This window comes from Mycobacterium sp. JS623, from assembly GCF_000328565.1.
GTDB lineage: Bacteria > Actinomycetota > Actinomycetes > Mycobacteriales > Mycobacteriaceae > Mycobacterium.
In genome coordinates, this window is sequence record NC_019966.1 from 5,664,458 (window position 1) to 5,678,709 (window position 14,252).

The 14,252-nt window shown below is 65.6% G+C and carries 13 protein-coding genes; 9 read left to right on the forward strand and 4 right to left on the reverse strand.

Going from position 1 to position 14,252, the window contains the following annotated elements:
- Nucleotides 1-146: 146 nt before the first annotated feature.
- Nucleotides 147-2,201 (forward strand): DUF4185 domain-containing protein, encoded by a 2,055-nt coding sequence (locus MYCSM_RS27550; RefSeq protein WP_232425679.1) that lies wholly within the window; start codon nt 147-149, stop codon nt 2,199-2,201.
- Between the two features lie 4 nt (nt 2,202-2,205).
- Nucleotides 2,206-2,682, forward strand: a complete 477-nt coding sequence (locus MYCSM_RS36295) for a hypothetical protein (RefSeq protein WP_015309462.1) — start codon at nt 2,206-2,208, stop codon at nt 2,680-2,682.
- A gap of 11 nt (nt 2,683-2,693) precedes the next feature.
- Here the strand turns inward: MYCSM_RS36295 and MYCSM_RS27555 are convergent, their stop codons facing one another.
- Both MYCSM_RS27555 and MYCSM_RS27560 read right to left on the reverse strand, forming a co-directional pair.
- The gene (locus tag MYCSM_RS27555; protein WP_015309463.1) at nt 2,694-3,563 is read right to left on the reverse strand and encodes a DKNYY domain-containing protein; all 870 of its coding nucleotides are present in this window, start codon (nt 3,561-3,563) and stop codon (nt 2,694-2,696) included.
- A gap of 16 nt (nt 3,564-3,579) precedes the next feature.
- On the reverse strand, nt 3,580-4,215 hold the full coding sequence (locus tag MYCSM_RS27560) for a M15 family metallopeptidase (protein WP_442928547.1): 636 nt from the start codon (nt 4,213-4,215) through the stop codon (nt 3,580-3,582).
- Nucleotides 4,216-4,328: 113 nt separating this feature from the next.
- On the opposite strand from MYCSM_RS27560, the gene MYCSM_RS27565 reads away from it, so the two are divergent.
- The 7 genes from MYCSM_RS27565 (at nt 4,329) to MYCSM_RS27595 (ending at nt 12,241) form a co-directional block, all read left to right on the forward strand.
- Complete coding sequence (locus MYCSM_RS27565; RefSeq protein WP_015309465.1) at nt 4,329-5,558, forward strand: cytochrome P450; 1,230 nt, start codon at nt 4,329-4,331, stop codon at nt 5,556-5,558.
- A 46-nt stretch (nt 5,559-5,604) separates the two neighbouring features.
- Nucleotides 5,605-6,726: an XdhC family protein gene (locus MYCSM_RS27570; protein ID WP_041312771.1), complete on the forward strand. Its 1,122-nt coding sequence runs from the start codon at nt 5,605-5,607 to the stop codon at nt 6,724-6,726.
- 75 nt (nt 6,727-6,801) lie between these two features.
- Nucleotides 6,802-9,132, forward strand: coding sequence for a xanthine dehydrogenase family protein molybdopterin-binding subunit (locus MYCSM_RS27575; protein ID WP_015309467.1), 2,331 nt, complete (start codon nt 6,802-6,804; stop codon nt 9,130-9,132).
- A gap of 10 nt (nt 9,133-9,142) precedes the next feature.
- Nucleotides 9,143-9,829 carry an SRPBCC family protein gene (locus tag MYCSM_RS27580; protein ID WP_015309468.1) on the forward strand — a complete coding sequence of 229 codons (687 nt, stop codon included), beginning with the start codon at nt 9,143-9,145 and terminating at the stop codon, nt 9,827-9,829.
- A complete protein-coding gene (locus MYCSM_RS27585) occupies nt 9,826-10,701 on the forward strand; it encodes an FAD binding domain-containing protein (RefSeq protein WP_015309469.1) in 876 nt (291 codons plus the stop codon). The genes MYCSM_RS27580 and MYCSM_RS27585 overlap by 4 nt, the downstream gene beginning before the upstream one ends.
- Nucleotides 10,694-11,167, forward strand: coding sequence for a (2Fe-2S)-binding protein (locus MYCSM_RS27590; protein WP_015309470.1), 474 nt, complete (start codon nt 10,694-10,696; stop codon nt 11,165-11,167). Before MYCSM_RS27585 ends, MYCSM_RS27590 begins: the two co-directional genes overlap by 8 nt.
- Nucleotides 11,168-11,344: 177 nt before the next feature.
- Nucleotides 11,345-12,241 (forward strand): NAD(P)-dependent oxidoreductase, encoded by an 897-nt coding sequence (locus tag MYCSM_RS27595; RefSeq protein ID WP_015309471.1) that lies wholly within the window; start codon nt 11,345-11,347, stop codon nt 12,239-12,241.
- Here the strand turns inward: MYCSM_RS27595 and MYCSM_RS27600 are convergent.
- Both MYCSM_RS27600 and MYCSM_RS27605 read right to left on the reverse strand, forming a co-directional pair.
- Nucleotides 12,230-13,093 (reverse strand): SDR family oxidoreductase, encoded by an 864-nt coding sequence (locus MYCSM_RS27600; protein WP_015309472.1) that lies wholly within the window; start codon nt 13,091-13,093, stop codon nt 12,230-12,232. The two genes, MYCSM_RS27595 and MYCSM_RS27600, sit on opposite strands and share 12 nt — an antisense overlap.
- 45 nt (nt 13,094-13,138) lie before the next feature.
- A complete protein-coding gene (locus tag MYCSM_RS27605; RefSeq protein ID WP_015309473.1) occupies nt 13,139-14,074 on the reverse strand; it encodes an enoyl-CoA hydratase in 936 nt (311 codons plus the stop codon).
- Nucleotides 14,075-14,252: the final 178 nt, after the last annotated feature.

Consider the following 14,252-nt stretch of genomic DNA (forward strand, 5'->3'; position numbering starts at 1 on the left):
TGGGACATTTGTCCCTTTTGCTGTGTGCGTCCTGCCAATTCGTTTTAATGGGTCCAAATTGCTAATTGACGGGGGAGAAGCTTCATGGAGGAAGAACAATGGGCGCCGCAGTACATATCGGCCGCGTCGGGGGGCTAGCAGTCGCAATGGGCGTCGGAACGGCAGTCGCCACCGGCGTCGCGTCGGCCGACGACACCACCTCGAACCCACCGTCGCCTGATACTCAGGCGACCAGTGGGCAGACCGAAACCACCACGACGAACACCAACACGCAGACCTCGACGGACCCGACGCACACGCCGGCCCCCACGGACCCGGACAAAGAAACCAAACCGGGGAGCACGACGACGAACACGGTCACGGGCGGCGTCGTGGTGAGCGCCCAGACGAACACCGGCACAATGGGGACGACCGGGACGCCGGAAGCGACGCACACCGCAGAGGCAACGCCGACGCCTACGGCGACCGCCTCGCCCACACCGGCAACGCCGACGGCCCCCAAGACCGCAGAACCGAAACCGAAGCCAGCCAACGACAACCACCCGACGCCCAAAGACGATGTGCAGCAGGGCATTTCGCCAACTGCGCGCATAGCCCCAACGGTGGCAGATCCGCCTGCCGCTCTCCAGTCGGCGGATCCCGTTGCCGTATTCGCCGACGCGCGCACATTGGCCGCCGCCTCGCCCAAGATCTTGTCGCCGATGGTGGCCAGCCAGATCTCGTTGGTCGACACACCGCCGCCGACCGCCGCCACACCCCCCGCGAATCCGCTGACGGCGATCACCAACCTGGTGACAAGCGTCATCAACGGCATGTTCAACCCGTCGGCGGGTGGGGTGCCGACGGCACCGGCACTGTCACCGGTCATGTGGGGCCTGCTCGCATTCGCCCGCCGAGAATTCGACACGTTGCTGTCAGGAATAGGCCCAACCGAGGCCGAGGCTGATTTACCGGCTGCCCCACAAATGCGCAGCCTCGCTTTGGCAACTGCCGCAGTGACCCCGGGCAGGGTGGCGCCGGGGTTCCCGCTTCCCGGCGCACAGCTAAGCCCATCCACCCAGTTCGTCAACTGGGTGACCGGAAACTATTACAGCCTGGGCCCTAATCCCCAATACGACGGCCTCGACTGGCCCAATACCGCTCAGCGATACTCGGTGTGGGGCACAGACGTCGGGACCATGTGGGACAACGGCATTGCCGACAACCCGGCCACCCCGATCAACGAGCATCAGATCCTCATCGCGGTCGGCGATACCTTTAGCGGGCCCAATATGTCGGGCATCTGGCGACCCAACACCCTCTTCCGCAGCTCTGACCCCAACCTCGCCGACGGAATGGCGATTCCCGACGGCCAATGGTTCAACGGAAACATGTTCGGCGGAGCACCGTTGGGGCCGAACTCGACCACGGCGAGACAGAGCATCTTCCCCTCGGGCCTGCCCGCCGGGGTGACCCTTATCCCGACCGCAGGTGTCTCCATTCCCGTACCGGGCTCACAGTATGGCGCGGCACAGGTCCTGAGCTTCATGTCCGTGTCGCAATGGGGCGCACCCGGGCAATGGTCGACGAACTACTCCGCGCTGGCGTATTCGTTCGACAATGGGGAGAACTGGACTGTCGCACCGTCGTCAGTCCGCTACAACCAGCCCTGGACCGGAAATCAGAACTTCCAGCAGTCGGCGTTTGTCCGTCCGGGCGACGGATACGTGTACGTATACGGCACCCCGAACGGGCGCCAGGGCGCTGCCTATATCTCACGCGTACATGAATTAGAAATTTTGGACCCGACCAAATACGAGTACTACAGCAAAGGCACGACCATGACACCGGCCGGGTGGTACAAGAACGACCCGACCAAGGCGACTCCGGTCTTCGGACAAGAAGCGGGCGCCTGCGGCGTCGCAAACGCGGGAAACACGGTCAGCGAGATGTCAGTGCAGTACAACAAGCAGCTCAAGAAGTACGTTGTGCTGTACACCGACCAAAACAACAGCGTTGTGATGCGCACGTCGGATACCCCCGAGGGCACGTGGTCGGCGGCCAAAGTCGTGATGGGCCAGCAGAACGGTGGCATCTACGCGCCGATGATGCACCCGTGGTCTCCGTCCACAATGGGCACCGGAACCGACCTATATTGGAATCTGTCGCTGTGGTCGGAATACAACGTCATGTTGATGCGCACGGACCTCACTAAGGTTTAGCAGTATGCGAAGGACGGCGCTCGTCATCTTTGTGCTGACGGTCGCGGTGGGCGCACTGCCTGTCGCTTCCGCGGATCCCCCTGTGCCACAGGCGGATACGCCGTGTACATCCGACCTGTCCGGGGTGATGACCTGGCCGGCGAACGCATTGACCCCTCTGGCGTGTATCGACAACCGGTGGCGGGCCCTCACATCACCTCAACCGCCGAACGATCGGTGGCTGAGCGTCGGGCCGACGATCACGCTGCACGGCGAAGGGCTGCGTAACCCCAACGTCGCATCGGGACAATGGACCGCCGTGCCGCAGGAGCCTGGCAGTCAGTGCCGGTCAGTCCAGCAGACAGTCATTTCCCCCGGAGTAAAGAGTGCACCGCAGGTGTCCGAAGGCAGTCCCGGACAACAGCTTTCGCTGCAGTTGTTGCCTCGCCTCTTCTCGGTCGAGCTGAGCGGATACTGCCTGTGGACGCGTACCCCTAGTTAGGCCGCCGTGTCTTATTCCGCAAACGAGATTGTGGTATCGCTGCAGTTGGTCACCTCACGCCCTGGCGGAAAAGCCCGCGGGTCTGCGCCGGCGATGACTGTCTGCCTGTAGTACGCGCGCGTGGCGTCCGCCGAGCATTCGAAGGCGGCGTTCAACACGCGGAAGGTGGAGGAATCTGCGCCATCGATCACCTTGCCCATCCAGTAGATGCGATTCGCGTCGCGTGCATACGGGCCGTCGAGCGGACGAAAGGACGCCTCATCGGCACCCACGACCGGGTCGGTGAAGTAGTAAACCCGGTGCGCGTCTTGCGCGTAGGCGCCCGCCAACACGCGGAATGTCGCCGGATCGGCATCGACGATCGGGTTTCCGTTGACGTGAACGGTTCGACTGTCCTTCGTGAAGAGGTAATTATCGTTGCTCGAGACGATCGCGAAATGCATTGGATCGTTTGACAACACGCCGCCGTCAGTCCAGTACACCGCGGTGCTGTCTTTCGACAGTCCGCCGTCGAGCAGCTCGAAGTGCGCGGGATCGTCGCTGATCGGCCGGTCCAGTTGGTAGACGTGGCTGCGGTCCTTGGCGAAGGTGCTGCGGTCAAGCACGTCGAAACTCGATGCGTCAGCGCCCGAAATCGGGTGGCCGTCGAAGTAGGCGTTGGCCTTGTCCTTCGCATAGGTGGTGTCAAACGCCTTGAACGACAGCGGATCAGCGCCCTGGATCTCGAACGCCTTACCCGGAAACGCGACCAGGTAGTAGACCTTGTCGCCGCGGACGTGATAGCCGGCGGCATCGAATAGCGAGTTGGGTGGTTTGTTACTGCTGCACGCCGGCAACAACGCCACGACGACGAGGCACAGGGCCGCGATCGATCTGCGCATGCGACGATCGAATCACCTAATTCACCGGCGCATTGAGAATCGGGCGCTTCTGGTAAGCGTCGCTGGTGTCGAAATGCCACCACTCGCCCTTGTAGACCGTCAACCCCCCCGCGGCCATCGCATCGCGCAGTCGCGCGCGGTTGGCCTGGGCGGCCGCGCTGACACCGTCGGTCGCGTAGGCGAGAGCGCACGGGGTGAAGTCGTCGAAGTCGGTACCCATGTCGACGGGACCGGCGGCGTCAGCAATGGTCACGTCGACAGACCGTCCCGCCTCGTGGCTGCGTGAGTACGGCCCCGGGCGGGCCACCCAGTTCGGGTCGGGCACCGCCTCGAACATTCGCACCTGCACGTCGTGTGGCCGATAGCAGTCCCAGAACTGCAGCACTTCGCCTTTCGGCCGCAACACCGCGGCGGCCGCGGCCAGGCCCTGGGCCATCGACTCGTGCACCAGGCAGCGAGCGTCAGCGGGGTAAAGCGGGACGCCGACGAAATTGTTCGGCGTCGCGTATCGAAGGTCGATGATTGCGTCGGGCACTACGGTGCGCACGTCGATCAGCCCGGCCGCCCGCGCGGCGTCAGACACCGGCGCCACCGGTGGTGCCGCGGATGCCCTGGCAGGAAAGCCGCAGCTGAGGCAGAAGATTGTCAGCACAAGGACTACAGGTACTCGCACGCGAAGACCTCCAAAAAACAGGTATCCGCCTACGCTATCGGCCCCCGAGGTGCGGCCAGACCATGAAGGCGTCCCGAAACGAGGAGGCCAGCATGAGCGCTGCCACCGTCAAGTGCCCGACAGTCTTCGAAGCCGACCTGCCAACCGTCTCCTACCAGGACGCCCCGAGCCCGCAGGCTGCGCACGAGGCTCTCAAGCGAGCGCGGGAGCAGTCGCCGATCGCGATGGGGCCGCAGGGGCCCGAGATTCTGCGATACGAGCTCGCGCACACTGCGCTGCGTGATCCTCGGATGTCCCCGCCGCCCGGGATGGGCCTCGAGACGCAGGGCATCACGTCAGGCGAACTGTGGGATCGGGTCAGCTCGTCCCTTCTGTGTATCAACGGTGAGGACCATGCCCGGTTGCGCCGACTGGTGTCCAAGGCCTTCACCCCTCGCTCGGTCGCGCGGCTGGACAAGACGATCACCGACATCATCACCGAGCTGACCGACCCGCTGATGGAGCATGGCCGCTCGGAGATCGTCGCCGACATCGCACGCCCCTATCCGGTTCCGGTGATCTGCGAGCTGCTCGGCGCTCCGCGACAGGATTGGCAGCTGTTCTCGGCCTGGGCCGACGACTTCTTCAAGACCTTCACCTGGAGGGCCGCCGAGTACGAGGCCGAAATCCTCAAGGCGTGGCGTGAACTCGACGACTACGTCGACGGCATGGTGGCCGAACGGCGCAATTCGCCGACCGACGACCTGATTACCGGATTGATTCGTGCCGAGGACGAGGGCGACCACCTGAGCATGGCCGAACTGCGCATGCTTGCCGGCGGCATTCTCATGGCGGGCACGGACACCACCCGCAACCAAGTGGCCGCTGCCATCGATGTGCTCTGCGATCATCCGGAGCAATGGGATCTGCTCGCCGAGCATCCGGAACTGGCGATGAAGGCGGTCGAAGAGCTGATGCGCTTCTACCCCGTCACCTTCGGCGTGATGCGGACGACGACCGACGACGTCGAATACGAGGGTGTGGTCATCCCGGCAGGGACGTTCGTCTGGGTCAACACGGCCGCCGCGAACCGGGACCCTGCGGTCTTTCAGGATCCGGATCGGCTCGACATCACCCGCGAAGGGGCGCCGCCGATGCAGTCATTCGGCGCGGGGGCACACTACTGCCTCGGCGCGAACCTGGCCCGGCGCGAGATCGCCGAAGCCCTGACCGTGATGGCCCGCCGCATGCGCAACCTGCGCCGCGCCGGACCGGCGCCGTGGAAGCCGCTGGTCGCCATCAGCGGGCCTGCCACGCTGCCGGTGGAATTCGACGCGGCTTGACCCAACGCTGAGCACCCGCATAGCCGGTGTGCCTAGACTTTTCAGCGTGCGCGACGTACTCGACGAACTGCTGACGGTCTGGCGTGCCGGCGGAACAGCGGGTCTCGCCACGGTCGTCCGCACCATCAAGTCCGCGCCGCGTCCGCCGGGCGCCACGATGGTGGTCTCCCCTGACGGCACTGTCGCCGGTTCGGTGTCCGGTGGCTGCGTCGAGGCCGCCGTCTATGAGCTCGCCAACGAGGTCGTCGACAGTGGGCGACCCGAACTGCATCGCTACGGGATCTCCGACGATGACGCCTTCGCCGTGGGTCTCACCTGCGGCGGGATCATCGACATCTTCGCAGAACCGGTGTCCCGCAACACTTTTCCGCAACTGCAGGCGATCGCCGACGATATCGCGGACCAACGCCCGACTGCCATCGCCACCGTGATCGCACATCCCGACCCCGACTGGCTCGGCCGGCGGCTGGTCGTCGGACCGCAGTCGGTGACGGGATCGTTGGGTTCTGCACGCGCCGACGACGCCGTCGCCGATGACGCGAAGGGCCTGTTGGCGGCCGGCCGCACCGCCGTGCTGTCGTACGGCCCCGACGGGCAGCGTCAGGAAGTGGGCATGGAGGTGTTCGTCGCCAGCCACGCTCCGCGGCCACGCATGCTGATCTTCGGAGCCATCGACTTCGCCGCGGCGCTCGCCCGCCAAGGAGCGTTTCTCGGATACCGCGTCACCGTGTGCGACGCCAGGCCCGTCTTCGCGACGCCGGCGCGATTTCCCGACGCCGACGAGGTCATCGTCGACTGGCCCGACCGCTACCTCACCGCACAGGCCGAGCAGGGCGCGATCGATGGCAGGACCGCGATCTGCGTGCTGACCCACGACCCGAAGTTCGACGTGCCCGTTCTGCAGGTGGCGGTGCGACTGCCCAAGGTGGACTACATCGGGGTGATGGGGTCGCGTCGCACCCACGACGACCGGATGAACCGACTGCGCGAGGTCGGACTGACCGACGCCGAGCTGGACCGCCTGGCCAGCCCGATCGGCCTCGATCTGGGCGCCCGCACCCCCGAAGAGACCGCGGTTTCGATAGCCGCGGAGATCATCGCACGCCGCTGGGGCGGTGGCGGCCGGCCATTGACCGAGGTCGACGGCCGAATCCACCACATTAATTAGATGAGACAATCGGGGTGGAAATGTCGCTCTCGCGTACGATAACGTGACTCTCAGGCATTCGAGGGGAGTGAATGGGTGACTGAAACGGTCGTGGCCCGGTATGCGGGCGCCCGCGTTCCTCGCGTCGAGGACAACCGGCTTCTCACCGGTCGCGGCACTTTCGTCGACGACGTCACCAGGCCCGGGCTGTTGCACGCCTGCTTCGTACGCAGCCCGTTCGCGCGCGCAAAGCTGGGTGGCATCGACGCCACCGCCGCCCTCGCACTGCCCGGGGTTCGCGCGGTGCTGACGGCGGCCGACATCAATCGGGACGTCAAAGAGGCGTGGCACGCCGTCGCGGGTAAGGACATCCCGGACACCCCGCGCCCGCCGCTGGCCGAGGGTGAGGTCAAGTTCGTCGGCGATCCGGTGGCGTTGGTTATCGCCGAGAGTCGCTACCTCGCCGAGGACGCCGTCGAGTTGGTCGAAGTCGACTACGTGCCGCTGCCTGCCATCGCCGACTTCACCCGCGCATTCGGCGGCTCTGCCGCCGGTGTTCCAGTCGTCCACGAGGCCTATCCCGACAACGTCGCGGGCGGCATGGGCGGCGCACCACCGGATGAGGAAACGTTCGCGTCGGCTGCGCATGTCGCCGAAGCCAATGTGTATCAACAGATTTATGCACCGGTGCCGATTGAGACCCGCGGCATGGTCGTCGAGTGGGAGGCCTCGTCGGAGGAACTGACGGTGTGGGCGTCCACCCAGACTCCGCACGAGTTGCGGGCGTTCGCCGCGCGGCTGCTCGGCATCCCGGCCCAGGGCGTGCGAGTCATCATGCGCGACACCGGCGGTGGGTTCGGCCAGAAGGTCGTCCCGATGCGGGAGGACATGTGCATCCTGCTGGCCGCGCGCAAGGTGCCGTTCGCGCTGAAGTGGATCGAGGACAGGCGCGAGAACTTGATGTCGGCCGGCCAGGCGCGCCACGTCGACGGTAAGGCCAGGATGGCATTCGACGAGGAGGGCAACATCCTCGCCGCCGACATCGACTTCGTGTATGACATCGGTGCGTATCCGACGCCATACCCGGTGCTGACCACGGCGGCTGTCGGGATGTTCTTTCCCGGGCCGTACCGCGTTCCCAAGGCGAGCTTCAACTACAAGACGGTGTTCTCGAACACGGCAGGGCTGGCGGCCTACCGTGGGCCCTGGCAGTACGAAACCCTCACGCGGGAAATCCTTCTCGACATCGCCGCGCGCAAGATGAACATGGATCCCGTCGAGCTGCGGCGGCGCAACATCCTGCGCGGCGACGAGATGCCGTACTTCAATCCCAATGGCATGCCCTACGACCATGTCGCGCCTGCGGACACCTTCGAGCAGGCGGTGAAAATCCTTGACCACGAAGGGTTTCGTCGCGAGCAGCGAGAAGCCCTCGAGCACGGCCGCTATCTCGGGCTCGGGTTCTCGGCATACATCGAGCCGACGGGCGCGGCGACCGGTCACCTCGCGACCGAGGGCGCGACCATTCGGATGGAGCCAACAGGCAAGATCAACGTCTACGTCAACGGCGGGTCGACAGGCAACAGCATCGAAACCACGGTCGTGCAGCTGACGGCAGATGCGCTGGGCGCCAAAATCGAAGACGTCTCCACGATCCAGGGCGACACCGCGGTGACGCCGTACGGCGCCGGCACGCAGGGCAGCCGGTCGGGTCCGATGACGGCGGGTGCGGTTCACGAGGCAGGCGGCATGCTGCGCAAGCAGATCGTGGCGATGGCCGCCCATCGACTCGGTGTCGAAGAGGCCGACATCGAGCTGAGTGGCTCCAAAGCTCTTGTCCGCGAAGACCCGTCGAAGAACGTGAGTTTCGCCGATATCGCGTATCGGTCGTATTACGAGCCGCAGCAGTTGCCACCAGGGATGGCGGCCACGCTGGAGGCGACCGCGCGCTTCACCTCTCAGGCAATGATCCACTGGGCGAACGCCACTCATGCCTGCACGTGCGAGGTGGACGTCGAGACCGGACACGTCACGCTGACGCGCTACATCGTCAGCGAGGACGTCGGCGCGATGATCAACCCCAACGTGGTCGAGGGCCAGATCGCGGGCGGCACAGTGCAGGGCATCGGCGGTGCGCTGCTGGAGAACATGGTTTACGACGACGACGGAAACCCGCTGTCCTCAACGTTTGTCGACTATCTGCTGCCGACCGCCACCGAGGTGCCGCCGATTGAGTACGGCCACGTCGAGATCCCAGGGCCGGGCATCGGCGGCTACAAGGGTGTCGGCGAGGGCGGCGCCATCGGCTCGACTCCCGCGGTGATCAATGCGATCAACGACGCGTTGGCCCCACTCAGTGTCACACTCACCCGCCTACCCGCCAGCCCCGCTGCGATCGTCGAACTGATCGAGCAGGCCACGAAGTGAGGACGCAAACGTGGAACTGAACAACGAATTTCGGGTCGCGGTGCCTGCGGCGAAGACGTGGGAGGTGCTCACCGACGTCGAGCGCGTCGCCCCGTGCCTGCCCGGCGCCACCCTGCTGACGGTCGACGGTGACGAGTTCACCGGCGCGGTGAAGGTCAAGGTCGGGCCGATCACCGTGTCCTACAAGGGAAACGCGGCGTTCCTGGAAAAGGACGCGGCGGCGCAGCGAGTGGTGCTGAAGGCCAACGGCAAGGAGACAAGGGGCAACGGCAGCGCGGCCGCGGTCGTCACCGCACAGCTCAAGGACGAAGGCGACGCCACCAGCGTGGTGATCACCACGGACCTGACGATCTCCGGCAAGGCCGCTCAGTTCGGCCGCGGCGTGCTTGGCGAAGTGGCCGGCAATCTGATCGCGCAGTTCGCCAGGGCGCTCGAGGCGGACATCCTGGGCGGGTCGCAACCGGCCGCGCCAACCACCACCGCCGCGCCGACAGCCGAAACCCTCACGGCGGCTGGCCAACCTGCCGCTGCCGAGTCCATCGATCTGCTCAAGGTGGTCGCCGTACCGATGGCGAAGCGGTTCGCGCCCGCGTTGGCCGCGCTGGCGGCAGGTGGGGTGATCGGCTTCCTGTTGGGCCGCCGGCGAAACCGTCGCTCCGACGACCTTCTGGATGCGCTGTCGCGGCTGGTGTCATGAAGGCTGCCGCATTCGCGTATCACCGACCCGCCACCGTCGACGAAGCCGTCGGCCTGCTTGCCGAGTACGGCGAAGATGCGAAGGTCCTAGCGGGTGGGCAGAGCCTGGTGCCCATGCTCGCTATGCGCCTGACGCACTTCGACAACCTGATCGACATCTCACGGATCGGCCAGCTCCTCGGTATCGACCTGCGCGACAACGAAGTTCGGATCGGCGCAGTGACGCCACACGCATTCGTCGGGATGGACGACGAGGTCGCAGAGTCGGTCCCGTTGCTGACGCTGGCGACTCCGCATATCGGCCACTTCCAGATCCGCAACCGCGGCACGCTGGGAGGCGCGATCGCCCACGCCGATCCCGCGGCGGAGTACGCGGTGGTCGCGTTGGCGCTCGACGCGCAGATCGAAGCGATCTCGCCGCGCGGCGCACGGGATATTCCGGCGAACGAGTTCTTCACTGGCCTCTGGGAAAACTCCATGGCGACTGACGAAATTCTCACGGCTGTGCGCTTTCCTGTGTGGGGCGCGCGGTCCGGCTTCGCAGTTGAGGAGTTCGCCCGCAGGCACGGCGATTTTGCGATCGCTGGCGCCGCCGTCGCAGTGCAGCTCGATGAGGATGCTCGTGTGAGCCGCTGCGGGATAGGACTTCTCGGCCTGGGATCGACGCCGTTGCGGGGCTCGCCTGCCGAGCAGGCCGTGGTCGGGCGTCCCGTCGCCGACATCACCGCAGACGAGGTCGGCCGGCAGGCCATCAGCGCACTGACCGAGATCCCTGCCGATCTGCAGGGGTCGGCCGCCTATCGAGCCAAGGTCGGGGCCATCATGGTGGCGCGCGCCTGGGAATCTGCGACCGCGGAGGCAAGGAATGCATGAGTGGCCCGTGAAGGTGTCCGTGAATGGACAGCCGACCGAGGCGTCGGTGGAACCGCGGCTGACGCTCGCTGACTATCTTCGCGAGCGCTGCGGGCTGACCGGGACGCATCTTGGGTGCGAGCACGGCGCCTGCGGGGCGTGCACGGTGTTGGTCGACGGGCAAGCGATGCGGTCCTGCCTGATGTTCGCGGTGCAGGCGGACGGTTGCGAGGTGACGACGGTCGAGGGAGTGGCGGGCGAGGGCGGAGAGCTTTCTCCGGTGCAGGCCGCACTGCGGGACTGCCATGGTTTGCAATGCGGGTTCTGCACGCCAGGGATCGTCATGTCGATCACCGCGCTGCTGCGGGACAACCCGGCACCCACGGATGCGGAAATCCGGGAAGGCCTGTCCGGGAACTTCTGCCGCTGCACCGGGTATCAGGGCATCATCAACGCAGTTCACCGCGCTGCAGAGTTGCAAGCCTGACTAACTGCCCCGGGCAGCGATTCCTTTGCTGGCGTACTCTGCCGGGCCGGGGACGTTTACTGGGGACAGATGAGAAGGAAGCATTTGTTCGCCCTTGACCTGGGAACGGGCGGTTAGCTTCGTCCGCCCCAACTCACCCACGCGGCGGCGCACAGAAACTCACGGCATGGTGGAACCATGAAGATTGGGTTCATCGGGCTGGGAAACATGGGCGCGGGGATGGCCGCGAATCTGCTGAAGGTCGGCCACGAGGTGACGGCCTACAACCGGTCACCTGACAAGGTTGCGGCCCTTGCGAAGCAGGGCGCTAAGCCGGCGAAGTCGGTGGCGGAGACGTGCGACGGCGACATCGTGATCACGATGCTGGCCAATGATGACGCCGTCTCGGCGGTCACGTACGGCGACGACGGCATCCTGGCCTCGCTGAGGCCCGGCGCGACGCATGTCTCGTCTAGCACGATCAGCGTTGCGCTGTCGGAGCGGCTGACGGCCGCGCATGCCGAGACGGGCCAGCGGTTCGTCGCGGCGCCTGTGTTCGGCAGGCCCGAAGCAGCCGCAGCTGCAAAGCTTTTCGTGGTGGCAGCCGGTGCCGATGACGCGCTGCAACTGCTTTCACCCGTTTTCGATGCGATCGGCCAGCGGACATTCGTGGTGTCGGACCAGCCGAAGGCAGCCAACCTGGTGAAGCTGAGCGGCAACTTCCTGATCGCGTCGGTGATCGAATCTCTCGGGGAAGCAATGGCTTTGGTTGCCAAGGCGGGCGTAGACAAGAGCGAGTACCTCGAGATCCTCACCGCGACGCTGTTCGGCGCTCCGGTGTACAAGACGTATGGCGGGCTGATCGCGCGTGAAGAATTCGAGCCCGCTGGTTTCGCCGCCGAACTCGGCCAGAAAGACATCCGACTGGTGCTCGCGGCGGGCGAGGCACTGCAGACTCCGCTCCCGATCGCCAGCTTGTTGCGAGATCGCTTCCTGACGCTGCTCGCCAACGGCGGCGCCAGCCTGGACTGGTCGGCCGTCGGCGCGCTACCCGCCTGGGAGGCAGGTGGATCTAGCCCAACGTCACGGGGCTAGATCCGGCTGGGAATCAACCCTTGCCACGACGCCCCGCAGCCCATCGGCACCGAAGAGCGGCTCCAACATCGCCGAGTAGTCGGGGCCGCGACGTACCAGCACGCCGCCGTCCACATTGATCACCTGACCGGTGATGTAGCTCGATGCGTCGCTGAGCAGGAACAGCGCGGCGTTGGCAATGTCCTCTGCCTCACCCGGTCGCGGCAACGGTGTGATCTCCGCGTAATCGGCACTCAACTCCGGCGAATCAAGGACGGGCGCAACGAGTTCAGTGCGGATCAGGCCGGGCCGGATGCAGTTGACCCGCACCCACGACGCACCCAGTTCGTCGGCGGCCAACTGCATCAGATGGTCGATGGCCGCCTTGGAGACGCCGTAAGCGCCGAACCACCGGTGCGTGTTGCTCGCCGCGATCGACGAGATACCGATGAACGACCCACCCCCACCGCGGACCATCTCCCGCGCGGAATGCTTGATCATGTACATGCTGCCGTTGATGTTCAGATCGACAGTGCGCCGCCACGCTTCAGAGTCGATCTGGGTGATCGGGCCGATGGTTTCGCTGCCGCCCGCGCAGTGCACCACGCCCCACAGCCGACCGGTCCACGCGGTCGCCGCCTCGACGGCGCGCGCCACCTCGTCCTCGTTGGTGACATCGGCGGGTTCGTACAGCACCGCACCGGCGCCGCCCTCCGCCGTGATCTCATCCGCCGCCGCCGCCAGCGTGTCGGCGTTGCGCCCGACCAGCATCGCGTGGCCGCCGGCGGCCACGACCGCGGCGGCCGTAGCCTTGCCGATCCCGCTGCCACCGCCGGTGACCAGTACCGTTCGCTCCGCCAACGACAGCTGCACTGCTGACCCCTTCGCCGGGTTACTAGAACAGGTTCTAGTTATACGTCACGGCTCGTCGCGGCGGGCAAGCTTCGGGGCCCCCAGCGTGCGCCAGTCCGGCACGTCCGGCGGCAGGCCGACGGGATAGCGGTTCTCGTTGGCGGCTGCCCAGTGCGCGTGGCCGAGCTCGTGAATGTGGAACGCGTGTCGAAGGGCTTCGGTGAACCCCATCGCGTCGGCCGCAGCGTTGACGGAATCCTTCACAAGCAACGCCGCCATGGTGGGCCGCTCTGCGATGCGCCGGGCGAATTCCTGCGTCTTGTCCTCGAGTTCTGCGCGAGGGAAGATTTTGGAAACCATGCCAAGGCGGTGCGCCTCGTCGGCGTCGATCGAATCACCGGTCAGCAAAAGTTCTTTCGCTTTGCGCGCGCCGAATTCCCATGGGTGCGCGTAATACTCGACGCCGGGCATCCCCATCCGAACGGCGACGACGTCGCTGAACTTCGCATCGTCGGCGGCGACAATCAGGTCGCACGCCCAGATCAGCATGAGGGCCGCCGAGATCGCGTTGCCCTGCACCTGCGCGATGGTGATCTTGCGCAGATCGCGCCAGCGCCTGGTGTTTTCGAAGAAATAGTGCCATTCCTGTAGGTACGTCCGCTCCGCGACGGCCGACCTTGTCGCGCCGTTGAACTGAAACGTGGGATGCTGCCCCGGGCCGGGCTTGCGCTCCGCCAGTGCCTCCTCCGAGCCGAGATCGTGCCCGGCCGAGAAGTTCTTGCCGCGGGCAGCCAGGATCACCACGCGCACCGTATCGTCGGCCTCTGCGCGGCCGAAGGCCTCATCAAGCTGCACCAACAGAGTTCGCGACTGGGCGTTCTGGGCCTCGGGCCTGTTCAGCCAGATCCGCGCGATGGTGCCCTCGTCGAGGGTTTCGTACTCCACCTGCTGGGGCGCATCGCCGCCGATCTCCTCGGCGCTGGTCAGATCAGGACTTGCCACAGCGGACCACCTCGTTCGCTTAAAAGCCATTGACGGATTGCACATTACGGTGCCATGGCAAGCGCTCGTGGCGCGGTGTCACAGCCACCTGCCAGCAAGTTTTCAGAATTGGGACACCCGCACCACTTTAAGGACGTTGACCCGGCGTTTTCCAGTAGGGCAGCGTAATGTCTCCGCC

Coding starts and splice junctions, on each gene's coding strand:
- MYCSM_RS36295 (WP_015309462.1), top strand. CDS start 2,206: ATGCGAAGGACGGCGCTCGTCATCTTTGTGCTGACGGTCGCGGTGGGC.
- MYCSM_RS27565 (WP_015309465.1), top strand. CDS start 4,329: ATGAGCGCTGCCACCGTCAAGTGCCCGACAGTCTTCGAAGCCGACCTG.
- MYCSM_RS27585 (WP_015309469.1), top strand. CDS start 9,826: ATGAAGGCTGCCGCATTCGCGTATCACCGACCCGCCACCGTCGACGAA.
- MYCSM_RS27590 (WP_015309470.1), top strand. CDS start 10,694: ATGCATGAGTGGCCCGTGAAGGTGTCCGTGAATGGACAGCCGACCGAG.
- MYCSM_RS27550 (WP_232425679.1), top strand. CDS start 147: ATGGGCGTCGGAACGGCAGTCGCCACCGGCGTCGCGTCGGCCGACGAC.
- MYCSM_RS27595 (WP_015309471.1), top strand. CDS start 11,345: ATGAAGATTGGGTTCATCGGGCTGGGAAACATGGGCGCGGGGATGGCC.
- MYCSM_RS27555 (WP_015309463.1), bottom strand. CDS start 3,563: ATGCGCAGATCGATCGCGGCCCTGTGCCTCGTCGTCGTGGCGTTGTTG.